This is a genomic window from Ruegeria sp. HKCCD7255 (assembly GCF_013031565.1).
GTDB lineage: Bacteria > Pseudomonadota > Alphaproteobacteria > Rhodobacterales > Rhodobacteraceae > Ruegeria.
On the sequence record NZ_WQAG01000011.1, the window covers coordinates 31,054 to 54,640 of the forward strand.

General features: G+C 56.2%; 22 protein-coding genes. 4 read left to right on the forward strand and 18 right to left on the reverse strand.

Translation table 11 applies throughout. The features are described 5' to 3' along the window. Window positions 1-26 precede the first annotated feature (26 nt). Both GOX45_RS17415 and GOX45_RS17420 read left to right on the forward strand, forming a co-directional pair. Window positions 27-1,244, forward strand: a complete 1,218-nt coding sequence (locus tag GOX45_RS17415; protein WP_171102441.1) for an ROK family transcriptional regulator — start codon at window positions 27-29, stop codon at window positions 1,242-1,244. Then, entirely contained in the window at window positions 1,234-2,745 is a 1,512-nt protein-coding gene (locus tag GOX45_RS17420; RefSeq protein ID WP_171102443.1) for a CRTAC1 family protein, read from the forward strand. Before GOX45_RS17415 ends, GOX45_RS17420 begins: the two co-directional genes overlap by 11 nt. On the opposite strand, the gene GOX45_RS17425 is transcribed toward GOX45_RS17420, so the two are convergent. From GOX45_RS17425 to GOX45_RS17500, 16 genes are all read right to left on the reverse strand, one after another. After that, the gene (locus GOX45_RS17425; protein WP_371808990.1) at window positions 2,746-4,044 is read right to left on the reverse strand and encodes a cytochrome-c peroxidase; all 1,299 of its coding nucleotides are present in this window, start codon (window positions 4,042-4,044) and stop codon (window positions 2,746-2,748) included. It lies immediately after the preceding gene. After that, entirely contained in the window at window positions 4,041-4,970 is a 930-nt protein-coding gene (locus tag GOX45_RS17430) for an aldose epimerase family protein (RefSeq protein ID WP_371808991.1), read from the reverse strand. The genes GOX45_RS17425 and GOX45_RS17430 overlap by 4 nt, the downstream gene beginning before the upstream one ends. Before the next feature lie 21 nt (window positions 4,971-4,991). Beyond that, a complete protein-coding gene (gene xylB / locus GOX45_RS17435; protein WP_171102447.1) occupies window positions 4,992-6,449 on the reverse strand; it encodes a xylulokinase in 1,458 nt (485 codons plus the stop codon). A 62-nt stretch (window positions 6,450-6,511) separates the two neighbouring features. Next, window positions 6,512-7,666: a Gfo/Idh/MocA family protein gene (locus tag GOX45_RS17440; protein ID WP_171102449.1), complete on the reverse strand. Its 1,155-nt coding sequence runs from the start codon at window positions 7,664-7,666 to the stop codon at window positions 6,512-6,514. Continuing rightward, window positions 7,666-8,721: a sugar phosphate isomerase/epimerase gene (locus GOX45_RS17445; RefSeq protein WP_171102451.1), complete on the reverse strand. Its 1,056-nt coding sequence runs from the start codon at window positions 8,719-8,721 to the stop codon at window positions 7,666-7,668. Before GOX45_RS17445 ends, GOX45_RS17440 begins: the two co-directional genes overlap by 1 nt. A gap of 27 nt (window positions 8,722-8,748) precedes the next feature. Continuing rightward, window positions 8,749-9,777 (reverse strand): LacI family DNA-binding transcriptional regulator, encoded by a 1,029-nt coding sequence (locus tag GOX45_RS17450; protein WP_371808992.1) that lies wholly within the window; start codon window positions 9,775-9,777, stop codon window positions 8,749-8,751. Between the two features lie 37 nt (window positions 9,778-9,814). Further along, window positions 9,815-11,437, reverse strand: a complete 1,623-nt coding sequence (locus GOX45_RS17455; RefSeq protein ID WP_171102455.1) for a dihydroxyacetone kinase subunit DhaK — start codon at window positions 11,435-11,437, stop codon at window positions 9,815-9,817. Window positions 11,438-11,448: 11 nt separating this feature from the next. Beyond that, window positions 11,449-12,441, reverse strand: a complete 993-nt coding sequence (locus GOX45_RS17460) for an ABC transporter ATP-binding protein (RefSeq protein ID WP_171102457.1) — start codon at window positions 12,439-12,441, stop codon at window positions 11,449-11,451. Next, a complete protein-coding gene (locus GOX45_RS17465; protein WP_171102459.1) occupies window positions 12,434-13,531 on the reverse strand; it encodes an ABC transporter ATP-binding protein in 1,098 nt (365 codons plus the stop codon). Before GOX45_RS17465 ends, GOX45_RS17460 begins: the two co-directional genes overlap by 8 nt. After that, complete coding sequence (locus tag GOX45_RS17470; protein WP_171102461.1) at window positions 13,524-13,892, reverse strand: VOC family protein; 369 nt, start codon at window positions 13,890-13,892, stop codon at window positions 13,524-13,526. The genes GOX45_RS17465 and GOX45_RS17470 overlap by 8 nt, the downstream gene beginning before the upstream one ends. Further along, on the reverse strand, window positions 13,893-14,087 hold the full coding sequence (locus GOX45_RS17475) for a hypothetical protein (RefSeq protein ID WP_171102464.1): 195 nt from the start codon (window positions 14,085-14,087) through the stop codon (window positions 13,893-13,895). Next, window positions 14,084-15,022: a carbohydrate ABC transporter permease gene (locus GOX45_RS17480; protein WP_171102466.1), complete on the reverse strand. Its 939-nt coding sequence runs from the start codon at window positions 15,020-15,022 to the stop codon at window positions 14,084-14,086. The genes GOX45_RS17475 and GOX45_RS17480 overlap by 4 nt, the downstream gene beginning before the upstream one ends. Continuing rightward, entirely contained in the window at window positions 15,019-15,966 is a 948-nt protein-coding gene (locus tag GOX45_RS17485) for a carbohydrate ABC transporter permease (RefSeq protein ID WP_171102468.1), read from the reverse strand. Before GOX45_RS17485 ends, GOX45_RS17480 begins: the two co-directional genes overlap by 4 nt. 78 nt (window positions 15,967-16,044) lie before the next feature. Beyond that, window positions 16,045-17,364: an ABC transporter substrate-binding protein gene (locus GOX45_RS17490; RefSeq protein WP_171102470.1), complete on the reverse strand. Its 1,320-nt coding sequence runs from the start codon at window positions 17,362-17,364 to the stop codon at window positions 16,045-16,047. A gap of 331 nt (window positions 17,365-17,695) precedes the next feature. After that, complete coding sequence (locus GOX45_RS17495) at window positions 17,696-18,385, reverse strand: D-lyxose/D-mannose family sugar isomerase (protein WP_171102472.1); 690 nt, start codon at window positions 18,383-18,385, stop codon at window positions 17,696-17,698. Then, the gene (locus tag GOX45_RS17500; protein WP_171102474.1) at window positions 18,382-19,659 is read right to left on the reverse strand and encodes an amylo-alpha-1,6-glucosidase; all 1,278 of its coding nucleotides are present in this window, start codon (window positions 19,657-19,659) and stop codon (window positions 18,382-18,384) included. Before GOX45_RS17500 ends, GOX45_RS17495 begins: the two co-directional genes overlap by 4 nt. A 579-nt stretch (window positions 19,660-20,238) precedes the next feature. Between GOX45_RS17500 and GOX45_RS17505 the strand changes: the two genes are divergently transcribed. Further along, complete coding sequence (locus GOX45_RS17505) at window positions 20,239-21,273, forward strand: LacI family DNA-binding transcriptional regulator (RefSeq protein WP_171102476.1); 1,035 nt, start codon at window positions 20,239-20,241, stop codon at window positions 21,271-21,273. A gap of 89 nt (window positions 21,274-21,362) precedes the next feature. On the opposite strand, the gene GOX45_RS17510 is transcribed toward GOX45_RS17505, so the two are convergent. Both GOX45_RS17510 and GOX45_RS17515 read right to left on the reverse strand, forming a co-directional pair. Further along, window positions 21,363-22,229 (reverse strand): copper resistance D family protein, encoded by an 867-nt coding sequence (locus GOX45_RS17510; protein WP_171102478.1) that lies wholly within the window; start codon window positions 22,227-22,229, stop codon window positions 21,363-21,365. A gap of 2 nt (window positions 22,230-22,231) precedes the next feature. Further along, window positions 22,232-22,573 carry a copper resistance CopC family protein gene (locus tag GOX45_RS17515; protein ID WP_171102480.1) on the reverse strand — a complete coding sequence of 114 codons (342 nt, stop codon included), beginning with the start codon at window positions 22,571-22,573 and terminating at the stop codon, window positions 22,232-22,234. 629 nt (window positions 22,574-23,202) lie between these two features. On the opposite strand from GOX45_RS17515, the gene rplS reads away from it, so the two are divergent. Further along, window positions 23,203-23,586 (forward strand): 50S ribosomal protein L19, encoded by a 384-nt coding sequence (gene rplS / locus GOX45_RS17520; RefSeq protein WP_170575547.1) that lies wholly within the window; start codon window positions 23,203-23,205, stop codon window positions 23,584-23,586. Window position 23,587: the final 1 nt, after the last annotated feature.

Here is a 23,587-nt window from a genome sequence, read left to right on the forward strand (position 1 = left end):
TAAGCTGCAGGAATCGGAACGGTAAGATGCTGAAAAGCAATGCTTCGCTAAAAACACTGGACCAAAGAAATGTAACGCGGCTTCGCGTTTTGGATCACATCAGGACGCGCGGATCGATTTCGCGGATCGACATCGCATCTGCTTTGAATACCAGTCCGGCAACGGTCACCGCTGCAACAGCCGATTTGATTTCAGCAGGCTTGATCCGGGAAGTTGAAGGCAATGCAAACGCAAATGCGGTAAAGCGCGGACGACCGCGTGTCTTGCTGCAGTTGGACGCAAGCGCCCATCTCGTTGCAGGGATAAAAGTGGCCCGTCAGTTTATCTCGGCCATTCTGGTAGATTTTGAAGGCAACGAAGTCGTCACGCATGAATACCCGCTGCAGAAGGCAAGAATGACACCCAGCGAGTTCGTTCAAACCATCGGAGCTGCATTGGATGAAACTTGTGCCAAATTTGGTGTCAGTGCCGATGCCGTGGCTGGTATTGCAATAGGTGTGGCCGGGCTTCTCGATGCAGAGCGAAACTTCGTCCATTGGTCCTCTTCGATCACCGAGCGCAATGTCGATTTCAGTAAACTGCTGACGGACGCTTTGCCTTGCCCAGCCTTTATTGAAAATGACGCAAACCTTGTGGCCAAGGGTGAGCAGCTTTTTGGTATGGGCAAGGGATTGAAGAACTTTCTGGTTGTGACGATTGAACATGGCGTTGGGCTGGGTATCGTCTTGGATGGCAAACTATTCCGTGGGGAACGCGGTTGCGGGGCCGAGTTCGGTCACCTCAAAGTGCAGCTCGATGGTGCATTGTGCCAATGTGGTCAGCGCGGCTGCCTCGAAGCCTATGTGGGCGACTATGCTCTGATCCGGGAAATGACGGTAATTGGGGCCAGTGAACAGTTGAAATCCGTCTCTGACATTTTCCAACGCGCGCATGACGGCGACGATCGCGCTGCGTCCGTGCTTGCACGCGCAGGCCAGGTGTTTGGGCTTGGAGTGTCCAATCTGATTAACCTGTTCGATCCCGAATGTATCATTCTGTCTGGAACCCAAGCCAATATCGACCACCTGTGCACCGATGAGGTGATGAACCGTATCGAGCGCGGCGTGGTGAAGGTTGATGCCCCACTGCCTGAAATCAAGATCCACCATTGGGGTGACCAGATCTGGACCAAAGGGGCCGCCGCATACGGAATCGAGCAGGTCTCGATCCTAAAAGTGAACGAGCTTGCCAAACATGCGTCTTAGTCCGGTTTTCACTCTTATCTTTGCAACAGCCGCAACTGCCGAGGTCGCGCTGCCAACGTTCGAACAGATCGCTATTCCCGAGCATGTCTATGACGGCGGATGGGAACACTTCGTCGGCGGGGGAGTGGCGGTGTTTGACTGCAACGGTGATGACCTGCCAGAGCTTTTTGTGGCCGGGGGATCCAACCCGGCGCAACTGTTCCTGAACACCTCGCAGAATGGGGTCTCATTTCGCAGCGCCACTCCCGACACTTTGACCTTAACCGGAGTCTCCGGGGCATACCCGCTGGATATCGACAGCGATGGCCTGATGGATCTGGCAATTTTGCGAGTCGGTGAGGATCTGCTGCTGCAAGGCAAACCAGACTGCGCCTTCGCGCCCTTCGAAGCCATAAGATTTCAATCCGCAGACCATTGGACAACCGCGTTCTCGGCCACTTGGGAGGCGGGCCAAACCCTACCGACTCTGGCCTTTGGCACCTATGTCGATCGGCTCAACCCAGATGGGCCGTTCGAAGCTTGCGGACCAACGCTGCTCTATCGCCCCGCAGGTACAACCTATGCAGAACCGCAGCATCTGACACCCGGCTATTGTGCGCTTTCCATCCTGTTTTCCGACTGGGCGCGGAGCGGGCGAGCAGATTTACGGGTCAGCAATGACCGGCACTATTACGTCCGAGGCGGCGCAGAGCAGATGTGGGCGATGGAACCTACGCCCCGGCTTTATTCTGCGGATGAGGGATGGTTGCCCTATTCGATCTGGGGCATGGGCATCGCCTCGCGCGATTTGACGGGCGACGGATACCCTGAGGTTTTTTTGACGTCGATGGGTGATCAGAAGTTGCAGGTGTTCGACCCGGTCGCGGATGGCCCGACATGGCGCGATGCGACCTATGACAAGGGGACCACTGCGCATCGACCGCATGCAGGGGAGGATGGACGGCCTTCGACCGGCTGGCACGCACAGTTTGCCGACGTCAATAATGATGGGCGTGACGATATCTTTGTGGCCAAAGGCAATGTCGAACAGATGCCGGACGCAGCGATGAGCGACCCCAACAACCTACTTTTACAGCAACCCGATGGGCAGTTCGTTGAAGCCTCGGTGGATGCGGGTGTCGCCTCGATGTCCAAGTCGCGCGGCGGAGCGGTTGTGGATCTGAACGACGATGGACATCTGGATCTGGTGGTCGTGAACCGCGGCTCTGCGCTGGAGGTGTATGAGAACCAGACCGGCCCGGGAAACTGGCTGCTTGTTGAGGTCGAGCAACCTGGGACAAACCGCGCAGCCGTAGGAGGGTTCATAGAAATCGAAACCGAACAGGGCCTGCAAACGCGCGAAATCACCATTGGCGGCGGCCATGCTGGTGGCATCGCGGGCCAGCATCATTTCGGCTTAGGCGACGCGGTTGAGGCCCGGTTACGGGTGATCTGGCCCGGTGGCACGGTTGGCCCATGGCAGAACGTAGCGCCCAATCAGATCATCCGCATTCAACGCTGATCATTGGTCGATAGGCAAACCGCTGGGCACCTGTTTCGGGACTCCCAGGCGCAGGGCCGGATCCTCAAGACTACCTAGAAAACTTATGATATCGCCGATTTCGGCGTCGCTCAGTTGGATCGGTCCCAGACCATTGGACGCAGCTATTGCATCGACAAGGGACGCGTCCAGCATTGGCTTTTCATCCTCAGCACCGGGGAATTCGGGCAAATGCGCCGACGCCACGGCGTAATCCCGCAGCGACTGCACCGGATCCAGATGATGGCGGACGACATCTTCCAACTCGGCATAGGCTCCGCTGTGCCCATAGGGCGCGGTCAGCGTAACGTTGCGCAGGGACGGCGTTCTGAATGCAAAGGCGTCGTCTGCATCACCAGTGACGCGCAATCGCCCATCATCGCGGGCATGGTTCTCAAATCGCGCAGCTTTGCCCGGCCCGATCTGCGGCATGGCAATGGAATGAAACCCGTGATCTGTCTGGAACCAGCCGGAATGGCAGCTGCTGCACCCGGCTTCGCCATAAAATAAATCCATGCCGCGCTGTTGAGCGTCCGAGAGGTCGCCTTCACCACGCATTGCCCGATCAAACGCACTGTTATCCGCGCGCCACTCGAACGCGATAAAGTCAGCGATAACGTTGGCGATACCGGTGAATGAAATCTCTTCGCCTGGATAGACGTCCTGAAACCGCTGCTGGTATTCTGGGATCTCGGCAACGCGCGCAGCGATCAAATCCCACGCACCACCTTCTTGCGACAGAAAGCCCAGCCGCACAGCTTGACTGATTTCGTTCTCCGAATAGTGTCCGGCCATTTCGTCAGGCGACAAAACCGGGAACATGGCCTGTGCCGCCAGCGCAGATTGGAACCCCGATCTCATATGCGTACTGAGCGGTGTTCTGATCCCGTCCGGTTCACCTGGCGCGGCCTCAAGCCGACCATCGTGAAAGAAGGTCGTGAATTCGGTTGCACCCAGGTTCCAAAGACCCGGAGAATTGCGGGGTATTCTCTGTTCCGGCAAGTTTTCGGGGTCAAGAACCCGCCCATCCCCAAGCCCTACACCGCCCTCGCCGACCCCCAGCGACAGGCCGTCCGAGGTTCCAAGATCTGGGTGATGACATGTGGCGCAGCTGATGTTTCGATTGCCCGACAGGATCGGATCGTAGAACAATAGCTGGCCAAGCTCGACCGCATTCAGATCCAGCTGCGGGAACTCGGGCTTGGGGCCAAGGTCCAGCGCTATTCCGACCGAGCCCGTCAAACACAGCCCGGAAACCGCGCCGACCAAAACACGTTTCACACCCGATCCTCCACAATCTCCAAGACCAGCTTTTGATAGTAGGGCTTTTCGGGCGAGTACAATACTGAAGGGAATGCCGGTGTGTTGACCGCATTAGGATAGCCCGACGGCTCGATACACAATCCGGCGCTATCCCAAAACGGATCAGACATCTGCGCCGCCGAATAGACCTGTGCCCCAGGTTGGTCGGAATAGACCCGCAATGTCAGACCGGATTCCGCAACAAGCTCGGCAACCGCTTCGTTGGTGGATCGCTTAGCATTGAAAACGAAAAAACTGTCCAGACCCTCTGCGCAGTCACCAATCGGACGCGCAGCAGTGAAGTCCCGCGTTGACCCCTTCACCTGGTGAATTCGACCGTTTGCAACACCCTGAGCGTCGGTGGCCAAAATTCGGTCGGACACGATCCTGAGATGTGCATCGGTCATACCGCTGAGATTACCCAGAGTATAATAATTGTGCTGCGCGATGCTGATCGGAGTTGGCCGATCCGGCTTGGCCGTTATTTCGTACGTCAGGCGCGGATATTTCAGCGTCACACGAACCTCAAATGCCACCAAACCGGGAAAACCACATTCCCCGTCTGGCGAGGCGTAATACATCACAGCCTGATTGGCCTTGGATTGTTGAATTTGCCAATATTGGCGCGACAGAGCGTGGAAACCGCCATGCAAGCTATTCGCACCTTCATTTGCGTCCAACAGGTATTCAACATCCTCCAGTCGGAACCGCGCCCCGCCGATCCGGTTGGCGACCCGTCCCACGATAGCGCCCAGATAGAACGGGTCTGACAGGTAATCCTGCGGGTTTTCATACCCAAGGATCAGCGGTGTTTCAACCAAAATCCAGCTTTGCGTGATCGCGCCATAGTTCAGCAACGAAGCCGACATGTCGTGATCTCTGAGAGTAACGCGTTCAATCTGCACGGCTTTGCCCCAGGCCTTTGTCTAACGCGCGGCCAAAGGGGCCACGGCTTTGTAATACTGCCTATACCGCTGATACGCGTTTTCATAAGCATCCAACAACTCGGCGCGCGGCTCTATATGTTCGGCAATCGATGGTGCGACCATTACGTCGCTTGGGGTGGCACCTGTGACCGCACAAGCCGCCAATCGCGCAGCACCCATCGCGGCCCCGAACTCACTGCCTTCGGGCAGGGCGAGCGGGACATCAAGCACCGTCGCAAGGGTTTCCAGCCAGAACCGGGATCGCGCGCCCCCGCCCACCGCCAGCAATCGGCTTGGCTCTGTGCCCGTGGCTTTCAAAGCCTCAAGGCAATCGCGCATTGCGAAACTCACTCCTTCCATCACCGATTGGGTCAAATCCGCCGGTTCTGATGACACGTCGATCCCAAGAAAGGCACCTCGAATGGCGCTGTCATTATGGGGCGTGCGCTCCCCCGACAGGTAGGGCAGGAAGGTGATCGCAGAAGGACCGTTCACTTGATCAGGCAGCGCTCCAGCCAAGGCACTGACAGGTTGGCCGAGATTGCGAGACAACCAGTTCATGCTGTTTGTCGCCGACAGGATAACCCCCATCTGGATCCACCTGTCTGGCACTGCGTGGCAGAAACAATGAACTGCGGTTTCCGGGTCGGGCGCATAGGCATTCTTGGCAACCAGCAGCACACCCGAGGTGCCCAGCGACAGAAAGCCCGTGCCTTCGTCAATCGCGCCGATGCCGCAGGCGGCGGCGGCGTTGTCACCCGCACCACCGGCAACAATGACCGGCCCGGACATCCCCCAGTCTTGCAACAACTGGGCCCGCACTTCGCCACTTGGCGCATTGCCCTCAACCAGATCGGGCATCTGGCTGGCGTTCATATGGCTCAACTCCAGCGCCGTGCCCGACCACGCGCGCTGCCCAACGTCCAACCAGGCGGTTCCCGCACTGTCGGACATCTCGCTGATGAACTCTCCCGTCAGCCAATAGCGCAAATAGTCTTTCGGCAGGAGGACCTTGGCTGTCTTGGCAAATATGTTGGGCTCGTGGGCCCGAACCCAAGCAAGTTTGGGCGCGGTAAAGCCGGGAAAGACGATATTCCCTGTGATTGCGCGCATGTCCGACAGGCCATCCAAAGCAAAGGCCTCATTGGCCGAGCGGGTGTCATTCCATAAGATGCATGGCCGCAGAACCTGCCCCGCCTCATCGAGCAGAGTCGCCCCGTGCATGTGGCCGCTCAGCCCGATGCCACGGACCGACGCCAGAGCGTTTGGGTTCGCCTGTTTCAGACTTGCGATGACTCGCTGACAAGCCTCAACCCAATCCGCAGGGTCCTGTTCCGACCACCCCGGCGACGGGGTCGAGGTTTCTATTGCGGCCTCAGCCTCAGCGATGATCTGCATCTGGTCATCGACCAGCAGCCCTCGCAGGCCCGAAGTGCCCAAATCCAGACCTAGAAACATGTTTGATCCTTCCCGATCACGCGCTTTTCAAGACAGCCGATGCTGGCCGCTATAGAACTCGGTCAATCCAGCTTGACCCAAGCTGAGTTGCGCGCCGCGCTTTGAACACAGGCACCTACGAATTTCACACCGCTCAGCCCATCCTGAACTGTTGGATAGACAACTGACGCGTCCGGCGTCTTGCCGTTTCGATGCGCTTGAATGGCCTCTGCCGCTTCGCTGTAGATATTGGCAAACCCTTCCAGATAACCCTCGGGATGGCCCGGAGGCACGCGGCTTATGCGGTTGGCCGCATCCCCTGCCCCGGCCCCGTTTCGGGTGATCAGGCGCTTGGGTTCGCCATAGGGTGTGAACCACAGATAGTTCGGATCCTCCTGCGCCCATTCCAGACCCCCCTTGTCACCATAGACCCGCAAGCGCAGAGCATTTTCATTGCCGGGTGCCACCTGCGAACACCAAAGCATCCCCCGCGCCCCGCCCTTGAAGCGCAACATGACATGAGCGTTGTCGTCCACAGGCCGTTCGGGCACAAAGGCCTGCAAATCGGCGGCCAGGCTTTCAGCCTCCAACCCTGTGACAAAGCAGGCCAGGTTATAGGCGTGCGTTCCGATATCCCCGGTTGATCCCCCCGCGCCCGAGCGCTCGGGATCGGTGCGCCATTCGGCCTGTTTGAAATCCTGCTGTTCGGTCAACCAGTCCTGCGGGTATTCCACCTGCACCACACGAATGGTGCCGATGTCGCCATTGGCCACCATCTCTTGCGCCTGCCGCACCATCGGATAACCGGTGTAATTGTGGGTCAGGATGAACAGAGCGTCCGAGCTTTCCGCTGCTTTGACCAGCTTTTTCGCGTCGCTCAGAGTCGAAGTCAGTGGTTTGTCACAAATGACATGAATGCCCCGTTTCAGAAACTCGCGCGCCGCCGCATAGTGAACATGGTTGGGCGTTACGATTGATACCGCTTCGATCCCTGATTTCAGCCGGGCCTCACGGATCGCCATCTGCTTGAAGTCATCATAGATCCGCGCAAGCCCCAAAGCCTCACCGCTGACCTGTGCTTTTTCCGGCGCCGAGGACAATGCGCCAGCGACAAGCTCGAACTTGTCGTCCAGTCGCGCGGCGATACGATGTACGCCGCCGATAAAGGCGTCGTTGCCACCACCGACCATACCAAGGCGAATGCGGCCCGCGTTCTCTTCGCTACGTCCAGTAACCATCAGTCGATCCCCAGCATCTTGCGGTTTGCAGCTTCATCGGTTCCGCCATCTGCGAAATCGTCAAACGCTTTTTCTGTGACGCGGATAATGTGATCCGAGACGAATTGCGCCCCTTCCCGTGCGCCGTCCTCGGGGTGCTTCAGGCAGCATTCCCATTCGACGACCGCCCAGCCATCGAAGTCATTCGCGGCCATTTTCGAGAACACAGCCCCAAAATCCACCTGCCCATCGCCTAGCGACCGGAACCGGCCTGCACGGTCGACCCAGCTTTGATAGCCCGAATAGACACCTTGCCGACCGGTTGGATTGAACTCGGCATCCTTGACGTGGAACATTCTGATCCGGTCTTTGTAGATGTCGATATTGTCCAGATAATCGAGGCACTGAAGGATGTAATGTGACGGGTCATAGAGCATGCAGGCCCGTGCATGGTTACCGGTTCTTTCCAGGAACTTCTCATATGTGATGCCATCATGCAGGTCCTCGCCCGGATGGATCTCGTAACAGACGTCGACGCCGCACTCTTCGGCGTGGTTCAGGATCGGCAGCCAACGGCGCGCAAGCTCATCAAAGGCGGTTTCAACCAAACCCGCCGGACGTTGTGGCCAGGGGTAAAGATATGGCCAGGCCAGTGCGCCAGAAAAAGTCGCATGCGCGTTGATCCCCAGGTTGCGCGAGGCCGACAACGCCTTTTTGACCTGATCCACCGCCCATTCCTGGCGGGCTTTTGGATTGCCCCGAACGCTTTCGGCGGCAAACCCGTCAAAGGCGGTATCATAGGCGGGATGCACCGCAACCAATTGCCCCTGAAGATGGGTCGAAAGCTCGGTAACCTCGACGCCGTTCTCCTGCGCCTGCCCCTTGAACGCGTCGCAGTAGTCCTTGCTGGTCGCAGCAGTTTCAAGATCAAACAGCCTGTCGTCCCAACTGGGAACCTGCACCCCCTTATAGCCGCATTCGGTCGCCCATTTGGTGATCGCGTCCCACGAGTTGAAGGGCGCCTCGTCTCCGGCAAACTGTGCCAGAAACAAAGCCGGGCCTTTGATTGTTTTCATGGTGTTTCCTCCCAGAACCCAAAACCCCTAACGGGGCAAATTTTCTTTCAGATAAATGTCAGTGCGGATACGTTCCTGTGCCCTGTTGAAAGGCACCTTGTCCGAAGTCGCGCGCAACAGGCGAACCGCAGAGCGAATGATATGCCCAGAATCTTGTGAAATTAGAGCGTCAAAGATCCCTTTTCGCAAGGCTTCGCGGCTAAGCGGGGTCAGTTCATGCGCAATGATCACCAGATCCTTGCCGATTCTGTGATCTGACAGAAACTGAACAAGACCTGCATTACCCGCAGCGGACGAATAGATCCCGACAAGATCAGGGTAGGTCTCGAAAATCTCGGGCAACAACTTGTAGATCAGTTTCGGGTCGTCACGACCTTCGACCGAAGCCACAACTTCGAGATGCGGAAAATCTTCCGCAACCACCAGGTCGAAACCCTGTCGACGTTCCAGGTGATCACGGGCAAGCCGCGATCCGGTCAAAACCAGAACCTTCCCTTTGCGATGCACAAAGCGCCCCATCAACTGTGCCGCGGTTCGCCCGGCCGAGACGTTGTCGATCCCGACAAAATGATCCCGATCCGAACTTGGCAAATCAGACACCAATGCGACCACCGGAACGCCTTTGTCGCGGGCTCGTTTCACAGCATCCCGAACCGATGGGGTTTCTGGCCCGAACACTGCGACACCGTCTGTTTCCCCGGCATCGATCCCGTCAAGAAGATTGACGATTTCTTGCGGATCAAAGGGCGCGACTTTCTTGATTGAGATGCGGGTCCGCTCGATGAATTGGTCACGGGATTGCTCGGTAATCTGCGCGGTTAACGCCTCGATGAACTCATTGTCCGTGTCGGGCAGAATGAACAAAAACCTGTACACGCGTTTTCGTGCCAGATTGGCCGCTGCCGTATCGCGGACGTAACCCAGCTTATCGATCGCCTTTTGCACTTTCTGGACGGTCACAGAGCGCACTCCGGGGCGTCTGTTCAGAACCCTGTCGACCGTCGCAAGGCTGACACCGGCCACACGCGCGATGTCATTGACCGTTGGCTTTTTCACCAATTCTAGTTTTTGTTTCTGGTTTTCCACGTGACTTTCAGCCCTCAAGCGCCTGCGCCAGACCTTCAAATAATAGGGCGACGGCCTCGGCACCGGGATCGTTATGCCCGATCAGGTTTTCGGCCGGAACATAGGCGGCGCGACCGGCTTTGGCACGATGAATCTGTGCGGTTGAGTCAGCCCCATTACGCGCTGCCTTGGCGGCCTCGGTCATGCCCGATTGAAGCGCTGCAAGCGCTGGGGCGAGCGCGTCAACCATTGTCCGGTCACCCACCTGTGCGCCGCCCACCTGACTGACCCTGTTCAACCCTTCAACCAGCGACTTGGAAATTGAGGCACCGCTGGCACAGGCATCGCCTGCAGCGTTGAAGAAGATTGCTAGAATAACACCGGATGACCCGCCCATGGTCTGGCTCAGCTCATTGCCCAGCGCCGGAAAAAGCTGCGTAAGGTCAGCCAGCGGCATCCGGTCTATGCTGACCTGCAAGGCGCGCGCTGCGGTCGCCAATGTGCTACCGGTGTCCCCATCCCCGGACTTGGCGTCCAACTCGTTCAGTCTGCTTTCCGCATTGATCAGCAGTTCCGACAGGCGCAAAATCGTCTCGCGCGTCGCCGGGTTATTCGACGGGATCGGATCGATTGGGGTCAACCCGTCGGGCAGCGGTGCAACCGGCACGGGCTGGATGGCGTTGACACCTGGCCATGCGGGTAAATCAACCGGGGTCTGGAGTGCCGCCAGATCATCGGTGGCAACTGGCAGGATCGACACGGAAAATCCATGCATATCCAAGGACGTCATCATCGGAGCAGGTCCGATGATATGCTGTGCGATACCCGTCTCGGTCAGCGCATGGGTCAGCACCGACATCTCAAGCGGCGTGGTCGAACCCAGGTTGTTGACCAGCGCCACACAGTCGCCCGACCCCACACGCTGTTTCAGCTTTTCGACCACCGTAGACATCGCCGTGACCGCATTCGAGAAATCGACCTGTTCCACCCCCGGCTCACCGTGGATGCCCAAACCAAGCTCGGCCTTGCCCGGCGCTATTCTCTCTTCTTTGGGCGATCCCGGTACGGTACAGGTATCCAGGCTCATCCCAATGCTGACGACCTTGTCGATCACGGCTTTGGCTGCAGTCGTAACAGTGGCCAAGTCAGCCCCGCCTTTTGCCAGCGCGCCCGCGATTTTATGCACAAACAAAGTTCCCGCGACGCCACGTGGTTGCGGCAGGTCCGGCAAGGCGATGTCGTCATCGACCACAACCATCTCGACCTTGCGCCCCAGCGCCCGCGCCCGCTCGGCTGCCAACCCGAAGTTCAACCGATCGCCGGTATAGTTCTTGACGATCAGCAGGCAGCCCGCCTCGCCCGTGACAGCAAGTATCCCGGCAAGTACCGCCTCAACCGATGGCGAAGCGAATACCTCTCCGCAAACGGCGGCGGTCAACATGCCCGCGCCAACGAACCCGGCATGGGCCGGTTCGTGCCCGGACCCACCACCCGAAACCAGCGCCACTTTCGACTTGTCCCAGTCCGACCGGTATACAACCTTGATATGCGGATAGCCGTCCAGCCGGGTCAGCGCGCCGCCGGACGCGGCCAAAAGGCCATCGATCGCATCGGTCACAAGGGTTTCTTTGGTGTTGAGGAACTGGGCCATGCTTTTGCTCCTTAAGTCACACGCGCACCGGACGCGTCAAAGTATAACGGGTTCTGTGGGCGGATTTTTATCATCTTTCCAGTAGGATAGTCCTGATGGACATCAATCAGGGTCACCACCTGATGCCCCTTCAGATCCAGATGCAACCTGGTCTGATCGCCCAAATGCTCGGCACGGATGACGCGGGCATCCGCACCTTCACCTTCAACGATGTTTTCCGGGCGTAGGCCGATCTGCGGGCCTTTGTGACTGCCACCGAACAAGTCGGACGGAAGAATGTTGATCCGCGGCAGGCCCAACCGGCTGGCGACATAGACGCTGCCGGGGTTCTCGTAAATGTCGCGCGGTGTGCCGTATTGAACCAAGCGGCCGTCTTCCAACACCCCGATATGGGTCGCCATTGTCATGGCCTCGACCTGATCATGGGTTACATAAAGCAGGGTCGAGCCCAGATCAGCCTGAATGCGCTTAAGTTCTACCCGCAGGTCGGCGCGCAGTTTGGCATCAAGAGAGCTTAGCGGCTCGTCCATCAAAAAGATCTGCGGATCACGCACCAATGCGCGCCCGATGGACACACGCTGCATTTCACCGCCCGACAGCTCTGTGGCCTTGTTGTCCAGCTTATGCGGAATCTGCAGGATTTCCGCGACCTCGCTTACCTTGCGCGTGATTTCATCCTCGGGTGTCTTCAGGATCGGCGAGCGCAGTGGGAAGGACAGGTTATCGCGCACCGTCATATGCGGATAGAGCGAGTATTGCTGAAACACCATTGCCACGTCGCGCTGAGCGGGCGTGTCCAGGCCAACATCGCGTCCACCGATGTGAACCGAACCCGCATCCAATTTCTCAAGCCCTGAAATCAGACGCAGTGTTGTGGTCTTACCAGCCCCGGTTGGCCCCAAAAGAACAACAAACGCACCGTCAGGGATGGTCATCGAGATATCCTTGACCGCTTCAACATTCCCAAACGACTTCGAGATATTCTTCAACACAACCTCAGCCATCGCCCAACACCTCATCGTTCAGCACTGACCGCAACGCCCGGCCCGATGACTTCTCGAACAGCGTGACTGTTGGAGAGCGAAAATCCAGACCCACGAGATCTCCGGGGGTAACCGTTTCACGCGCATCGATGCGGGCTTTCAACTCACCATTGGGGCTTTCAAGCGTCACGATCTGGGTCGTCCCCAGATATTCTGCTGCCAAAACTTTGGCACGGTAGTTACTGGCATCGGACAGGAACACATGTTCCGGGCGCACACCAAAGACCAACTCGCCTTCGGCTCCTTCCAGCAGTTTGGGCACCGCCTCATCATGACCGTTGAGCCGCACGGATTCTGCACCGGGCACCACCTTGCCCTGAAATGGTAGGAAGTTCATTGAAGGTGAGCCGATGAAGTCAGCCACAAACATGGTCGCGGGTTTGTCATAGATCTCTTGCGGTGTTCCAAACTGTTCAATTACCGCGTTGTTCATCACCACGATCTTGTCGCCCATTTGCATAGCCTCAAGCTGATCATGGGTGACGTAAACTGTTGTTGCGCCCATACGATCATGCAATGCGCGCAGTTCTTCGGCCATGTGTTCGCGGAACTCGGCGTCCAAAGCCCCTAGCGGCTCGTCCATCATGAAGGCCTTGGGCTCGCGCACAATGGCGCGACCAAGGGCCACGCGTTGCCGGTCGCCACCCGACAACCCACCCACCGGGCTGTCCAGAATGTCGGTGATCCCCAGAATGCCCGCAACCTCTTCGACCTTCGCCTTGACCGCTGCGCGCGGCATGCCCTGAGAGATCAACGGATAGCTGATGTTCTTTCGCACATTCATATGCGGATAGAGCGCGAACATCTGGAACACAAAGGCAATATCACGCTCAGACGGCGGGCTTTGACTGATCTCTTCCCCGTCCAGATAGATCTCACCCGATGTCGGCAGCTCGAGACCGGCAATCATGCGCAACGTGGTTGTCTTGCCGCAGCCCGAGGGGCCAAGCAGCATGAAGAACTCGCCGTCCGCAATGGTGAAAGAGCTTTCACGGACGGCCGTGAAGTCCCCAAACATCTTCTTTACGTTTTTGACGACGATCTCAGCCATCCGCAATCACCTCACCAATACGCAAGAGATTGCCATCAGGATCCCATAGCGCGGCCTCTCTCATGCCCCATGTCTTGTCTTCAGCGGGCATGAACTTGGGAAAGGCCCCAGTCTGCGGCAGCCCCAGCTGCGCGACACGATCTGAAAACTCATCAACATTGGTCGGCCGAATATAGACACCATGGTCGCAAGTTTCGGGCCGATTTTCGGGCTTTGCGAAAAAGTGAAGCTCTACCTTTTCATTGTTCATCAGCAGATAGCCTTCATCCTTGTACCAAGTGTCGAAACCAAGATCGGCATAGAAGTTCTGGGTCGCGTCAAAGTCGCGTGACGGAAGGATTGGGCAAGCTTGTTCCCACATCTAGTCGCCCTCCGGAAAATGGCTGACGATGATGAACATGACGGTTCCAATCAGCGTGACGATGAAGGAATAGGTGAAGGCCCACAGGACAAACGGCTGCATCAGCATCAAGACCCCAACAGCGATCAGAATGGTCGCCACCATTTCCCAGGGTCCACGGCGCAGCCGCAGCAATCCGTTCAGAAACTTGGTCATTTGCGCACCGCTCCGAAAGTGATCCCGCGCAGCAGGTGCTTGCGCATCAGGATGGTGAAGATCATGACCGGGATCAGGAAGATCGTAGCCCCTGCGGCGACGGCGGGCCAATCGAGTCCACCGATCCCGATGATTGTGGGAATGAAGGGTGGCGCTGTTTGGGCATTGGCCGAAGTCAGCAGTACTGCAAACGCATATTCGTTCCAGGCAAAGATCAGGCAGAAGATCGCGGTTGAGGCAATACCGGTCGCGGCCTGTGGCAGTACCACCTTGTAGAAGGCTTGGAACCGCGTGTAGCCATCGATCAGGGCGGCTTCTTCATACTCGCGCGGGATTTCGTCTATGAAGCCCTTTAGCAGCCACACTGCCAGCGAGATATTCACCCCGGTATACAGCAAGATCATCCCCAAATGCGTATCGCTGAGACCCAGATTGCGGAACATCAGAAAGATCGGGATCGCCACTGCAACCGGTGGCATCATCCGTGTACTCAGGATGAAAAACAGCAGATCGTCTTTCAAAGGCACCTTGAAACGGCTGAACGCATAGGCAGCCAAAGTGCCCAGAAAGATGCTCAGGAAGGTCGATCCAAACCCGATGATCACCGAGTTCATGAACCGTTCACCAAATTTCGAAGGTCCGACGATCACCATGTCGTATTGACGCACGATCTCATCCGCCCAGTTCTGTGGCGGGTTCGCTTCCAGAAACTCCTGTGTCTGGCGCGTGCGTGTGGTGAACAGGTTGACATATCCCTCAAGCGTCGGGTCGAAGACAAGCTTCGGCGGATAGCTGATCGCATCTGCGGGGGATTTGAATCCGGTCAGCAAGATCCAGACCAGCGGGATCATGGTGATCAGCGCATAGGTGATGACCAGTACACCGGCGATCCACTTCGACCGGTTGGTCGGTTCGGTAACAGAAAAGCCGCTCATCTCTGTTTCACCTTGTTCAGGGCTTTGACATAAATCGACGCAAGGCCGAAGACGGTGACGAACAAGATAATTGCATAGGCAGACGCATATCCCGTTCGCCATTTCTCGAACGCTTCACGTTTTAGATTGATCGAGGTCAGCTCGGTCGTTGATCCTGGGCCACCTCCGGTCAATTGCACCACAAGATCGAACATCTTGAAGTTCTCGATCCCGCGGAAAAGAACCGCCAGCATCAGGAAAGGCAGTACCATGGGAATGGTGATCGTGAAGAACTGCCGCAGCTTACTGGCACGGTCGATTTCGGCAGCCTCATAGATATAGTCGGGGATACTGCGCAGCCCGGCCAGGCAGATCAGCATCACAAACGGTGTCCACATCCAGGTGTCGACGATCACGATGGACCACGGCGCCAGTTTCACCGATCCCAGCATCTCGAAACTGGAGGGTTCTTTGCCCGTGAACCAAGAGATGATGTAATTGAATAAGCCGATTTGCGGCTGGTACAGAAACTTCCAGAAATTCCCAACCACAGCAGGGGACAGCATCATCGGCAGCACGATGATTGTTGTCCAAAGATCGTTGCCCTTGAATTTCTTGTTGATCAGCCAAGCCAGGGTGAAGCCGATCAGGACCTGAAAGAAAATCGTCCAGAACAGGAAATGCGCCGTTGCCTGCATATTCAGCCAGGTGTCAGAATCCGTCAGGATCCTCTCGTAATTTCTGAACCCTACATCCTTGATCTCGCGTCCGATCCGGTTGGCTTTGTAATTGGTAAAGCTCAGTTGGATGGTCCAGATCAAAGGAAAGATGTTGATCGCAAGCAGCAGGAAGATCGTCGGAGCAATGAATATCCAGGCGATCGCGCGGTCCGAAAGCCCCCGGATTTTTCGCGCAACTCTCACGGGCGTTGCCTGCGCAACGCGGTCTATGGTCCTGTCAGACATGTCTTGGCCAGTTCTTTTCGGTTTCGGACCTGAGGGTCGCAGAGCGGGCGACGGCCCGCTCTGAACCATTGTTCAGGACTACAGTTTGCCTTCGTCTTCGAAGACTTCGGTCCAGTCTTCGATCAGAAGATCAAGCGCTTCCTGAGCGGTGCCTTGGTCAGCAACCACATAGTCGTGAATGCGCTTTTGCATCGCCAGCAGCAGTTCCGCATAGGCTGGCTCTTGCCAAAAGTCCTGCACGCCCGCCATCGCTTCTAGGAAGTCGCCGGCAAAGGGCTGGCTGTCGACAAAACCCGGATCTTCCAGCACCGAATTATGCGCCGAATATCCACCCAGCTCCCACCACTTGGCCTGAACCTCGGGTTGGGCGAACCACTTGATATACTCAAGCGCTGCGTCCTGCTTGTCAGAATAGCTGACAACAGAAATGCCCTGCCCACCCAGGGTCGAGCCCGGCTGGTTCTGCGGCGGGTTCACGAAGAAGTCGATCTTGTCACCGCCGGTGTTCGGATCAGCATAAAGCCCCGGGAAGAACGCAAACCAGTTCATCGCCATGGCGACCTGACCAGACTTAAAGGCGTCCAGGCTCTCACCCATGTACGAGTTGGTATAGCCCGGAGGTGTCGCGGTCTCGTAGAATTCTTTGTAGAATTCCAAAGCTTCCACCGCCTCGGGCGAGTTTACCGCCCCTTCCATGTCGTAAGATCCTGGCGTGTTCTCATACTTGAAGCCCCAAGGGTACAACGCGCCGGTCACACCCATGGTAATCCCTTCGGATCCACGCTCGGTAAAGATAGCCGCACCATAGACGGTTTTGCCGTCAATCTCGCGGCCTTGGAAGAACTGGGCAATCTGCAACAGCTCTTTCTGAGACTGTGGTTCGCGCAGGTCCTGGCCGGTTGCTTCCTTGTAGGCGGCCTGAATTTCAGGATCTGCAAACCAGTCTTTGCGATAGAACCACCCGTTTGCATCACCCATGGCAGGCAAGGCGTAATAATTCGGCGTACCTTTTGGCCAAGTCGAATAAGCGTAGACGGTCGCCGGGGCGAAATCATCCATGCTGATCCCTTCTGCATCGAAGAAATCATTCAGCTTTACGTAATGCCCGTTCTCGGCACCGCCGCCGATCCATTGGCTGTCACCAATCAGCAAGTCACAAAGCTTACCGCCCGAGTTCAGCTCGTTCAGCATCCGGTCTGCAAAGTTCGGCCAGGGCACAAATTCGAAATTCATGGTATGGCCAGACTGGGATTCGAATTCCTTCGAAAGCTCAACCAGTGCGTTGGCCGGATCCCACGCCGCCCAACACAGTGTCAAATCGTCAGCATTTGCCTTGGTAGAAAGAGTAGTAGCGGCAAGGACTATTGCGCTGGCCGAAGCCAGTTTTGTGTAAGTCATCCATTCCTCCCTTTTTGCGCCGTCGACCGAGGATGTGCGAATCGCGGCATATGTCCAAGGCTATTTGAGGTACGCACCTCAAGTCTAGGAATTTTTGAGGTTCGTACCTCATTCGTAAGCAAAACTCACGTTTGCGGTTCAAACAAAAGCTCTTGGATTTGATGTTTGCGTCCAGAAACGGCGCAGAGTTTCATCGAACTATCGATAAGATAGTCGCACGACTTATGATCACACTCGCCAGCCAGCATTTCAAGCGAACGGCAGCTTCAGATGATCTAACTCTATCAATTTGCCCACAGTTGCGACAGGGTATTGGACTTAGAAATTTGCCTCAGCCTTCAAGCCAGGTGCCATAGTCGCTGACCAGCAAGTGCGTGGGCGCCTGGTCTTCTTCGACGTTCGAGAACCGACCAATCGGTTCGCGGAAGATGTTGTCAGTCTCGTCGTCATTGACGGTTGAGACCTCTCCGATCAACACATCGCCGCCTTCGCCCCAGAACGCGTGCCAGTCACCCGGTTGCAAGGTCACGCTTTCGCCCGGTGCCAGTTTGAGTTTCTCGCCCGGCCCATACGAGCGTCGGATGCCGTCACACCAAACCGTTCCCCCCTGGTCCGCCGCAAAAGAGCCATCCTCGTTCGAGCCAAAAAGCTCGATCACCAGCGTGGCACCACCGCGGTTGATGATGTCTTCGGCCTTGATGACATGTGTGTGCATCGGCGAAAGCTGATCCTGACGCGAGATCAAAAGCTTTTCGGCATAACACATGCCCCGACCCTGCTGCAGATCAGCCAGACGGCCATTTCGCAATGTGAACAGGAACAGTCCCATTTCATCAAAGCGCCCATCGCCATAGTCGGTAATATCCCAACCGCAGCGCGCGTCGATCAGATGCTGCGCCTCTGCGCGTCTTGCCTTGAACTCATCGGGTGTCCAATAGGCAAAGGGGGGCAAGGTAAAGCCAAAGTGACGAATCATTTCGTCAGCTTCGGCCATGATTTCATTGACTCTGGACCGCTTCACGCGACTTCTCCTGTGAGTTTCAAGAACTCTATTACCATCGCCGCCGTCCATGTGAAATGTGGACCACCGCATGGGGCGCCATTCATCGGGTCAAAATATTCGGCAAAGCCACCGATATGGATCAGCTTCATGCTGTCGGCGATGATACGGTCAGCGGTATCTTTGTGACCATCCCGTAGCAACCCGTCAGAGATCATGTAATTCACGATCAACCAGGACGGCCCGCGCCAATAGCGGGCACCGTCATAGCCTTCGACATCGGGATCGTGGCTGGGGATCAGATACTTGACCCGACGCCCCAGGTCATCAATGCGTGCCGCAATCGCGTCGGCGCGGGATTGTTCGATCCGCGCGAACACGGGCAAGAGTCCTCCGATGGACGGGCTGTCGATCAAAGCTTCGGCCGCGCGGTCGAAACACAAGTACTGCTGATGTTTGTCGCTCCACAGGGTCTCCATCGCGGCAAGACCTTTTTCTGCAAGACGGCGTTGCTCGGTCGCCAGGACATCATCGCCAAGCTCTTCCGCCAAAGCGGCGAGATCGGCGCAAGACCTCAGCAGGATCGCGTTAAAGCCAGGATCGACCACCCTGAAGGGTGATGCATCATGCAAAAGCGAGTTATCCCAACTAAGACTGCGGAAATGCTGCACAAGCCAGATATAGCGCTGATACTGCTCTTTCGTCGGCCGATGTGCCGGATCCGCGTGCATCGTGTCGCGACGGGTGAACTCTCCCACACCCTCTGTCGGAACGCGCGAAAAGGCATCATCCCAATCGATCGAATTGTCGCGCCCGGATTCCCAAGGGTGAATAATCGCCACCAGCCCCGTGCCATCCGGGTCACGGTTGGCAAAGAACCAATTGTGCCAAGCCGCGATCTTGGGCAACAAAGCCTTGGCTCGCCGCTGCGCCATATCCTTGTCATGCGCCCGATCATATAGGCGGCGAATGGCAAACCCGGTGACGGGCGGCTGTGTGATGCCCGAGGACGGAACCTTGCGATTGGTCGCCCAAACCTCGGGGCCAGGGAAGTATCCGTCATCTTCTTTGTGGAAGATGATATGCGGCACCATCCCGTCTTCCCACTGATGCTCGAAAAGAGTTTCTATCTCCGTCCAGGCGCGGGATTCGTTGATGTAATACTGACCCAACGCGGACAGGGCGCTGTCCCAATTCCACTGGAACGGATAGAGCCCATGGGTCGGTACCGTGTAATGGCCCAAGTCATTGCGCTCCAAGATCTCGACAGCTTGGTCATAAAGGACGTTATTCATTTTTATCTCCGGCGATCAGGCCACGGCAAATTGCGACTGTGGGTCGAACCAACGAAAGCACCTGTTTTGTGATGTTCCAGCGACCTTACTCCTCGAACCACTCTTCACGTTACTCTTTGGAATGAAACTGCAGACGTTACTCGCCACACCGCAAGTCCCTAACCAAAGGCTCACTCAGGTTTCAAGCTGATGTTGCTTTGCAGGTGATCAGCACAAGACCCCGCAGGGCGTTCGTTAGAAGAACCCTGGGAGAGATCGAAGTGCAAACAAGACCTAATCGACAGTGTATCCTCGAGTTGCATTGCTACTCCCAAACAAAGCTCAAAACCAGGTAATAGGACTAAGCCATCCGTGGCTCTGTGCGTTGCAATCGGATCGCAAGCACAATCATAGTCACCTGACGCATATTTCTTACAGATCCGAGTGAGTTTACGGGCAAACTGATATAACGTTATACCTGATGTCAACTCAAATCCATGGACCGGAGGGTTGCTTCGCCGAGGTTCTCGCTCCGAACGCCTTGCAAGCTCGCCTGCTTGAATTCAAAATCTGCCGCAGTTGTATTTCCAAGTGAGACCGATGGCTGAAAAACCAAAGCTCGAAACCGTGGCGAAAAAGGCCGGTGTTTCCATTGCCACGGCAAGCCAGGTCATGCGCGGCACCGGACGAATATCGGACAAAACCAGGACAAAGGTGCTCGAAATCGCGCGCGTTCTAAACTACGTGCCAGATGGGCGCGCGGCGTCGATGCGATCTGGCGAAAGCCGCGAGATCGGGTTTACGATTCACCAAATTGCCAACCCGTTCAACGCTGAGGTTATCAGTGGGGTGAGCGATTTGCTTGAGACCGAAGGCTTCCTCGTCTCGGTGCTTGACTCGCAAGACGATCCCAAACGCCAGAGGAACCAGCTGGAAACCTTCATACGCGGTTCACGCGGAGGTTTGCTTTGGGTCCCTGCCAGAAATACTCCGCTGTCTACTCTGGAACTGCTACGCACCCATCGAACGCCAACCGTTTCGTTCTTGCGCCGCGGAGACACCTCTGAATTTGATCACGTAGGGATCAAAAATTTTGAGGCGACACAAACAGCTACTCGACATCTTTTGGCTCTAGAACACAAGAAAATAGCGTTTCTCGGCGGTATCGCCGATGTCGAAGTCCGAAACCAGCGCATTGCCGGGTATAGATCGGTACTGGAAGCACATGGCTTGAACCATCCGGTGATCTGGGAATGCCCCGACAACAAGCTTTCTGGCATGAAAGCAATGGCTGGGCTCAAAGAGGCACATCCAGAAGTAACAAGCGTAGTGTGCAACGGAGATATGATCGCGATTGGTGCGTGTCTTGCTCTTGTTCGCATGGGGCTCACGCCTGGCAAGGACGTATCTGTCATTGGTTTTGACGATATTCAGGATGCAGCAGTTTCTGCACCGCCATTAACGACGATGGCGGTTTCGCCGTACAATCTTGGTCAACAGCTGGCTCAGGTTTTGCTGGAAAGAATACGAGAACCGAAACGGCCTGTTTCTTCGCATGAAGTTTCCGCAAAGCTTGTAGTTCGGGAAACCACCGGCATTGCGAAACCGTCGCGTGGAAAACTGCCGAAAAACTGAAACGGGCAAAAATCCCGTGGGGTCATGGTTTACAGCGATGGCAACACGACGCAGCGCCACGACAAAAAGAGCTTGATTTCCTTACGTCTTTAGCTCGGCGGTGTCAGGACGCTCGTCAACGTCGCAGTTGTTGCCAAAACCACCACCATTGTCAAAAACTCAAGCTCGATCGAACGGGTCAGGCGCTGCCCGGCCCTTGCATCTCCACTTCGCAGGGCCGGAACAAACTGAAGCTTGTTGAATGCTGCGAATATCAACAAGAGGCCAACAAGAAAGATTTTGAACAAAAGCGCACGACCATAGCCGGTTGCGAAGAGTGCCTGAATGCTGCCGGCAAGCGCCCAAGCCATTACCAGACCCGCCGCGACCAAGAGCGGCACAACAAGTACACCCACCTTGCCAAATCGGTACCCTAGCTCCGCCGCATCTGAAAGCTGCCCTGGTTCAAGCGCCATTCTGCGAAGTGGGGCAAAGACGCCAAGCCAAAACGCTGCGCAAAGCAGATGTAGGAAAAGAACAACTTGAAAACCAAACCGTCCAAGTTCCGGCACATGACCGATCAGAGCAAAGGACCAAAGCGCCAAGAGGCCTCCGCAAAGAGCAATCCAACGGCCAAATCGTGGGACAAAGCATCCAAAAAGAAGCAAAACGGCGGCTAGCACTTGGCATAAAAGCAGGTATCCCACGGATGTCTGCCACAGCAAACCAAGCATCTCGGGGTCGACCATACCATCGATCTCGCCTGTAAGTGCAGCTCCGCGAAGCAAAAAACCGACAACCGCCGCGATCAACGCTGAACAGGCCAGAACGATGGTCTGACGCTTCAACTCAGGGCTTATTCGCGCCACCAAACCAGAATAGACGCACCCGATGATCACAAGCCCGGTAGCACCGATAAAGCTTAGGTAAAGTACAAGCTTGGCAAGGATTGCGGCGACATTCCAAACGTCCAGCATGTCTATTCCACAGTAAAAGAAAACTCGCCTTGCATCGTGTGACCGTCCACACCCAAACCTCGCCACTCGATTACATATGTACCGCTGCCCTTGCTCGGCAACGGTATCGAAAAGTTCTGTTCGAAATTCGTTTGGTCACCCAGTTCGAGTTTGACAGCCTTCTCCTGTTCAAAGGCCAATCCAACTCGCGTTAACCTGATTTCCTGGTCAAATGTCAGCTCAACTTCACCCGGTGGATTGGGTATCTTTGCACCATCGGTTGGGGTCGTCGTTTCTACTTTCGAATGCGCCATGGCAAAACCGGATAGCAGGACCAAAATCACGAATGTCAGGATTGTCTTCATACTGTTTCTCTTGGTTTTTTCCGCGCCACTTTCCGGTCAAAACTTTTGGCGACCACCGCAGCGAGGTTACCATAGACCAGAACTTTGCTTGTTATGAAGCATCAATCGTCAGATTGACGAATGGCGAAACGCCATTTCGATCCGTTTCATTATCTACGCGGTTTTTATTCCTGACCCACAATGCGCCATCAAAACTTCAGGGTTCGCCGCTGCCCCGCGCAAGAAGCGGCCAGATTTCGAAGCCCTGGATTTGAGCGAGGAGAACAACAGTAATTAAACCAAGGATCACCGGTTCAATTATGTTCTTTTAACCAAATCCCGAAGGTGACAGCTTATTGCAGCAAAACCCGTCAGCCCAGGAATAGAACTTTAGGCTTGATCCCCTCCCCTATTTTCCTTAAACGACCGCAATCCGGCGCCGCGTTTTCGCGACTCCGGTGTTTTTGGTTTGTCTTCTGGCGTGGCGCCCCGCTTTCTTCGGCCCAAGGCGCGCTGATGGCAGACCGGACCAAAGGAACAGTCGACCTGATCTCTGGCGGGCTGCGGTGCAGGACCCGGTAGAAGACCAAGAGCTCTGAGGGCGCGCTCAAACTTCGTGGACCAACCACGAGCAGATAGGAGTACCTGCGATGGACCTGATCGCACAGCTTGAGGCGGAGCAAATTGCCGCCCTGGGGAAAGACATCCCCGATTTCAAAGCCGGTGACACCATCCGTGTCGGCTATAAGGTGACCGAAGGGTCGCGCACCCGTGTGCAGAACTATGAAGGCGTCTGCATCGCGCGCAAGAACGGCGAAGGCATCGCCGGCTCGTTCACCGTTCGCAAGATTTCCTTTGGCGAAGGTGTGGAACGTGTGTTCCCGCTCTATTCGACCAATATCGACAGCATCACCGTTGTCCGCCGTGGCCGCGTTCGTCGCGCCAAACTGTACTATCTGCGCACCCGTCGTGGTAAATCCGCACGTATCGCAGAAGTCACCAACTACAAGCCCAAGGCTGGCGCCGAGGCGTAAG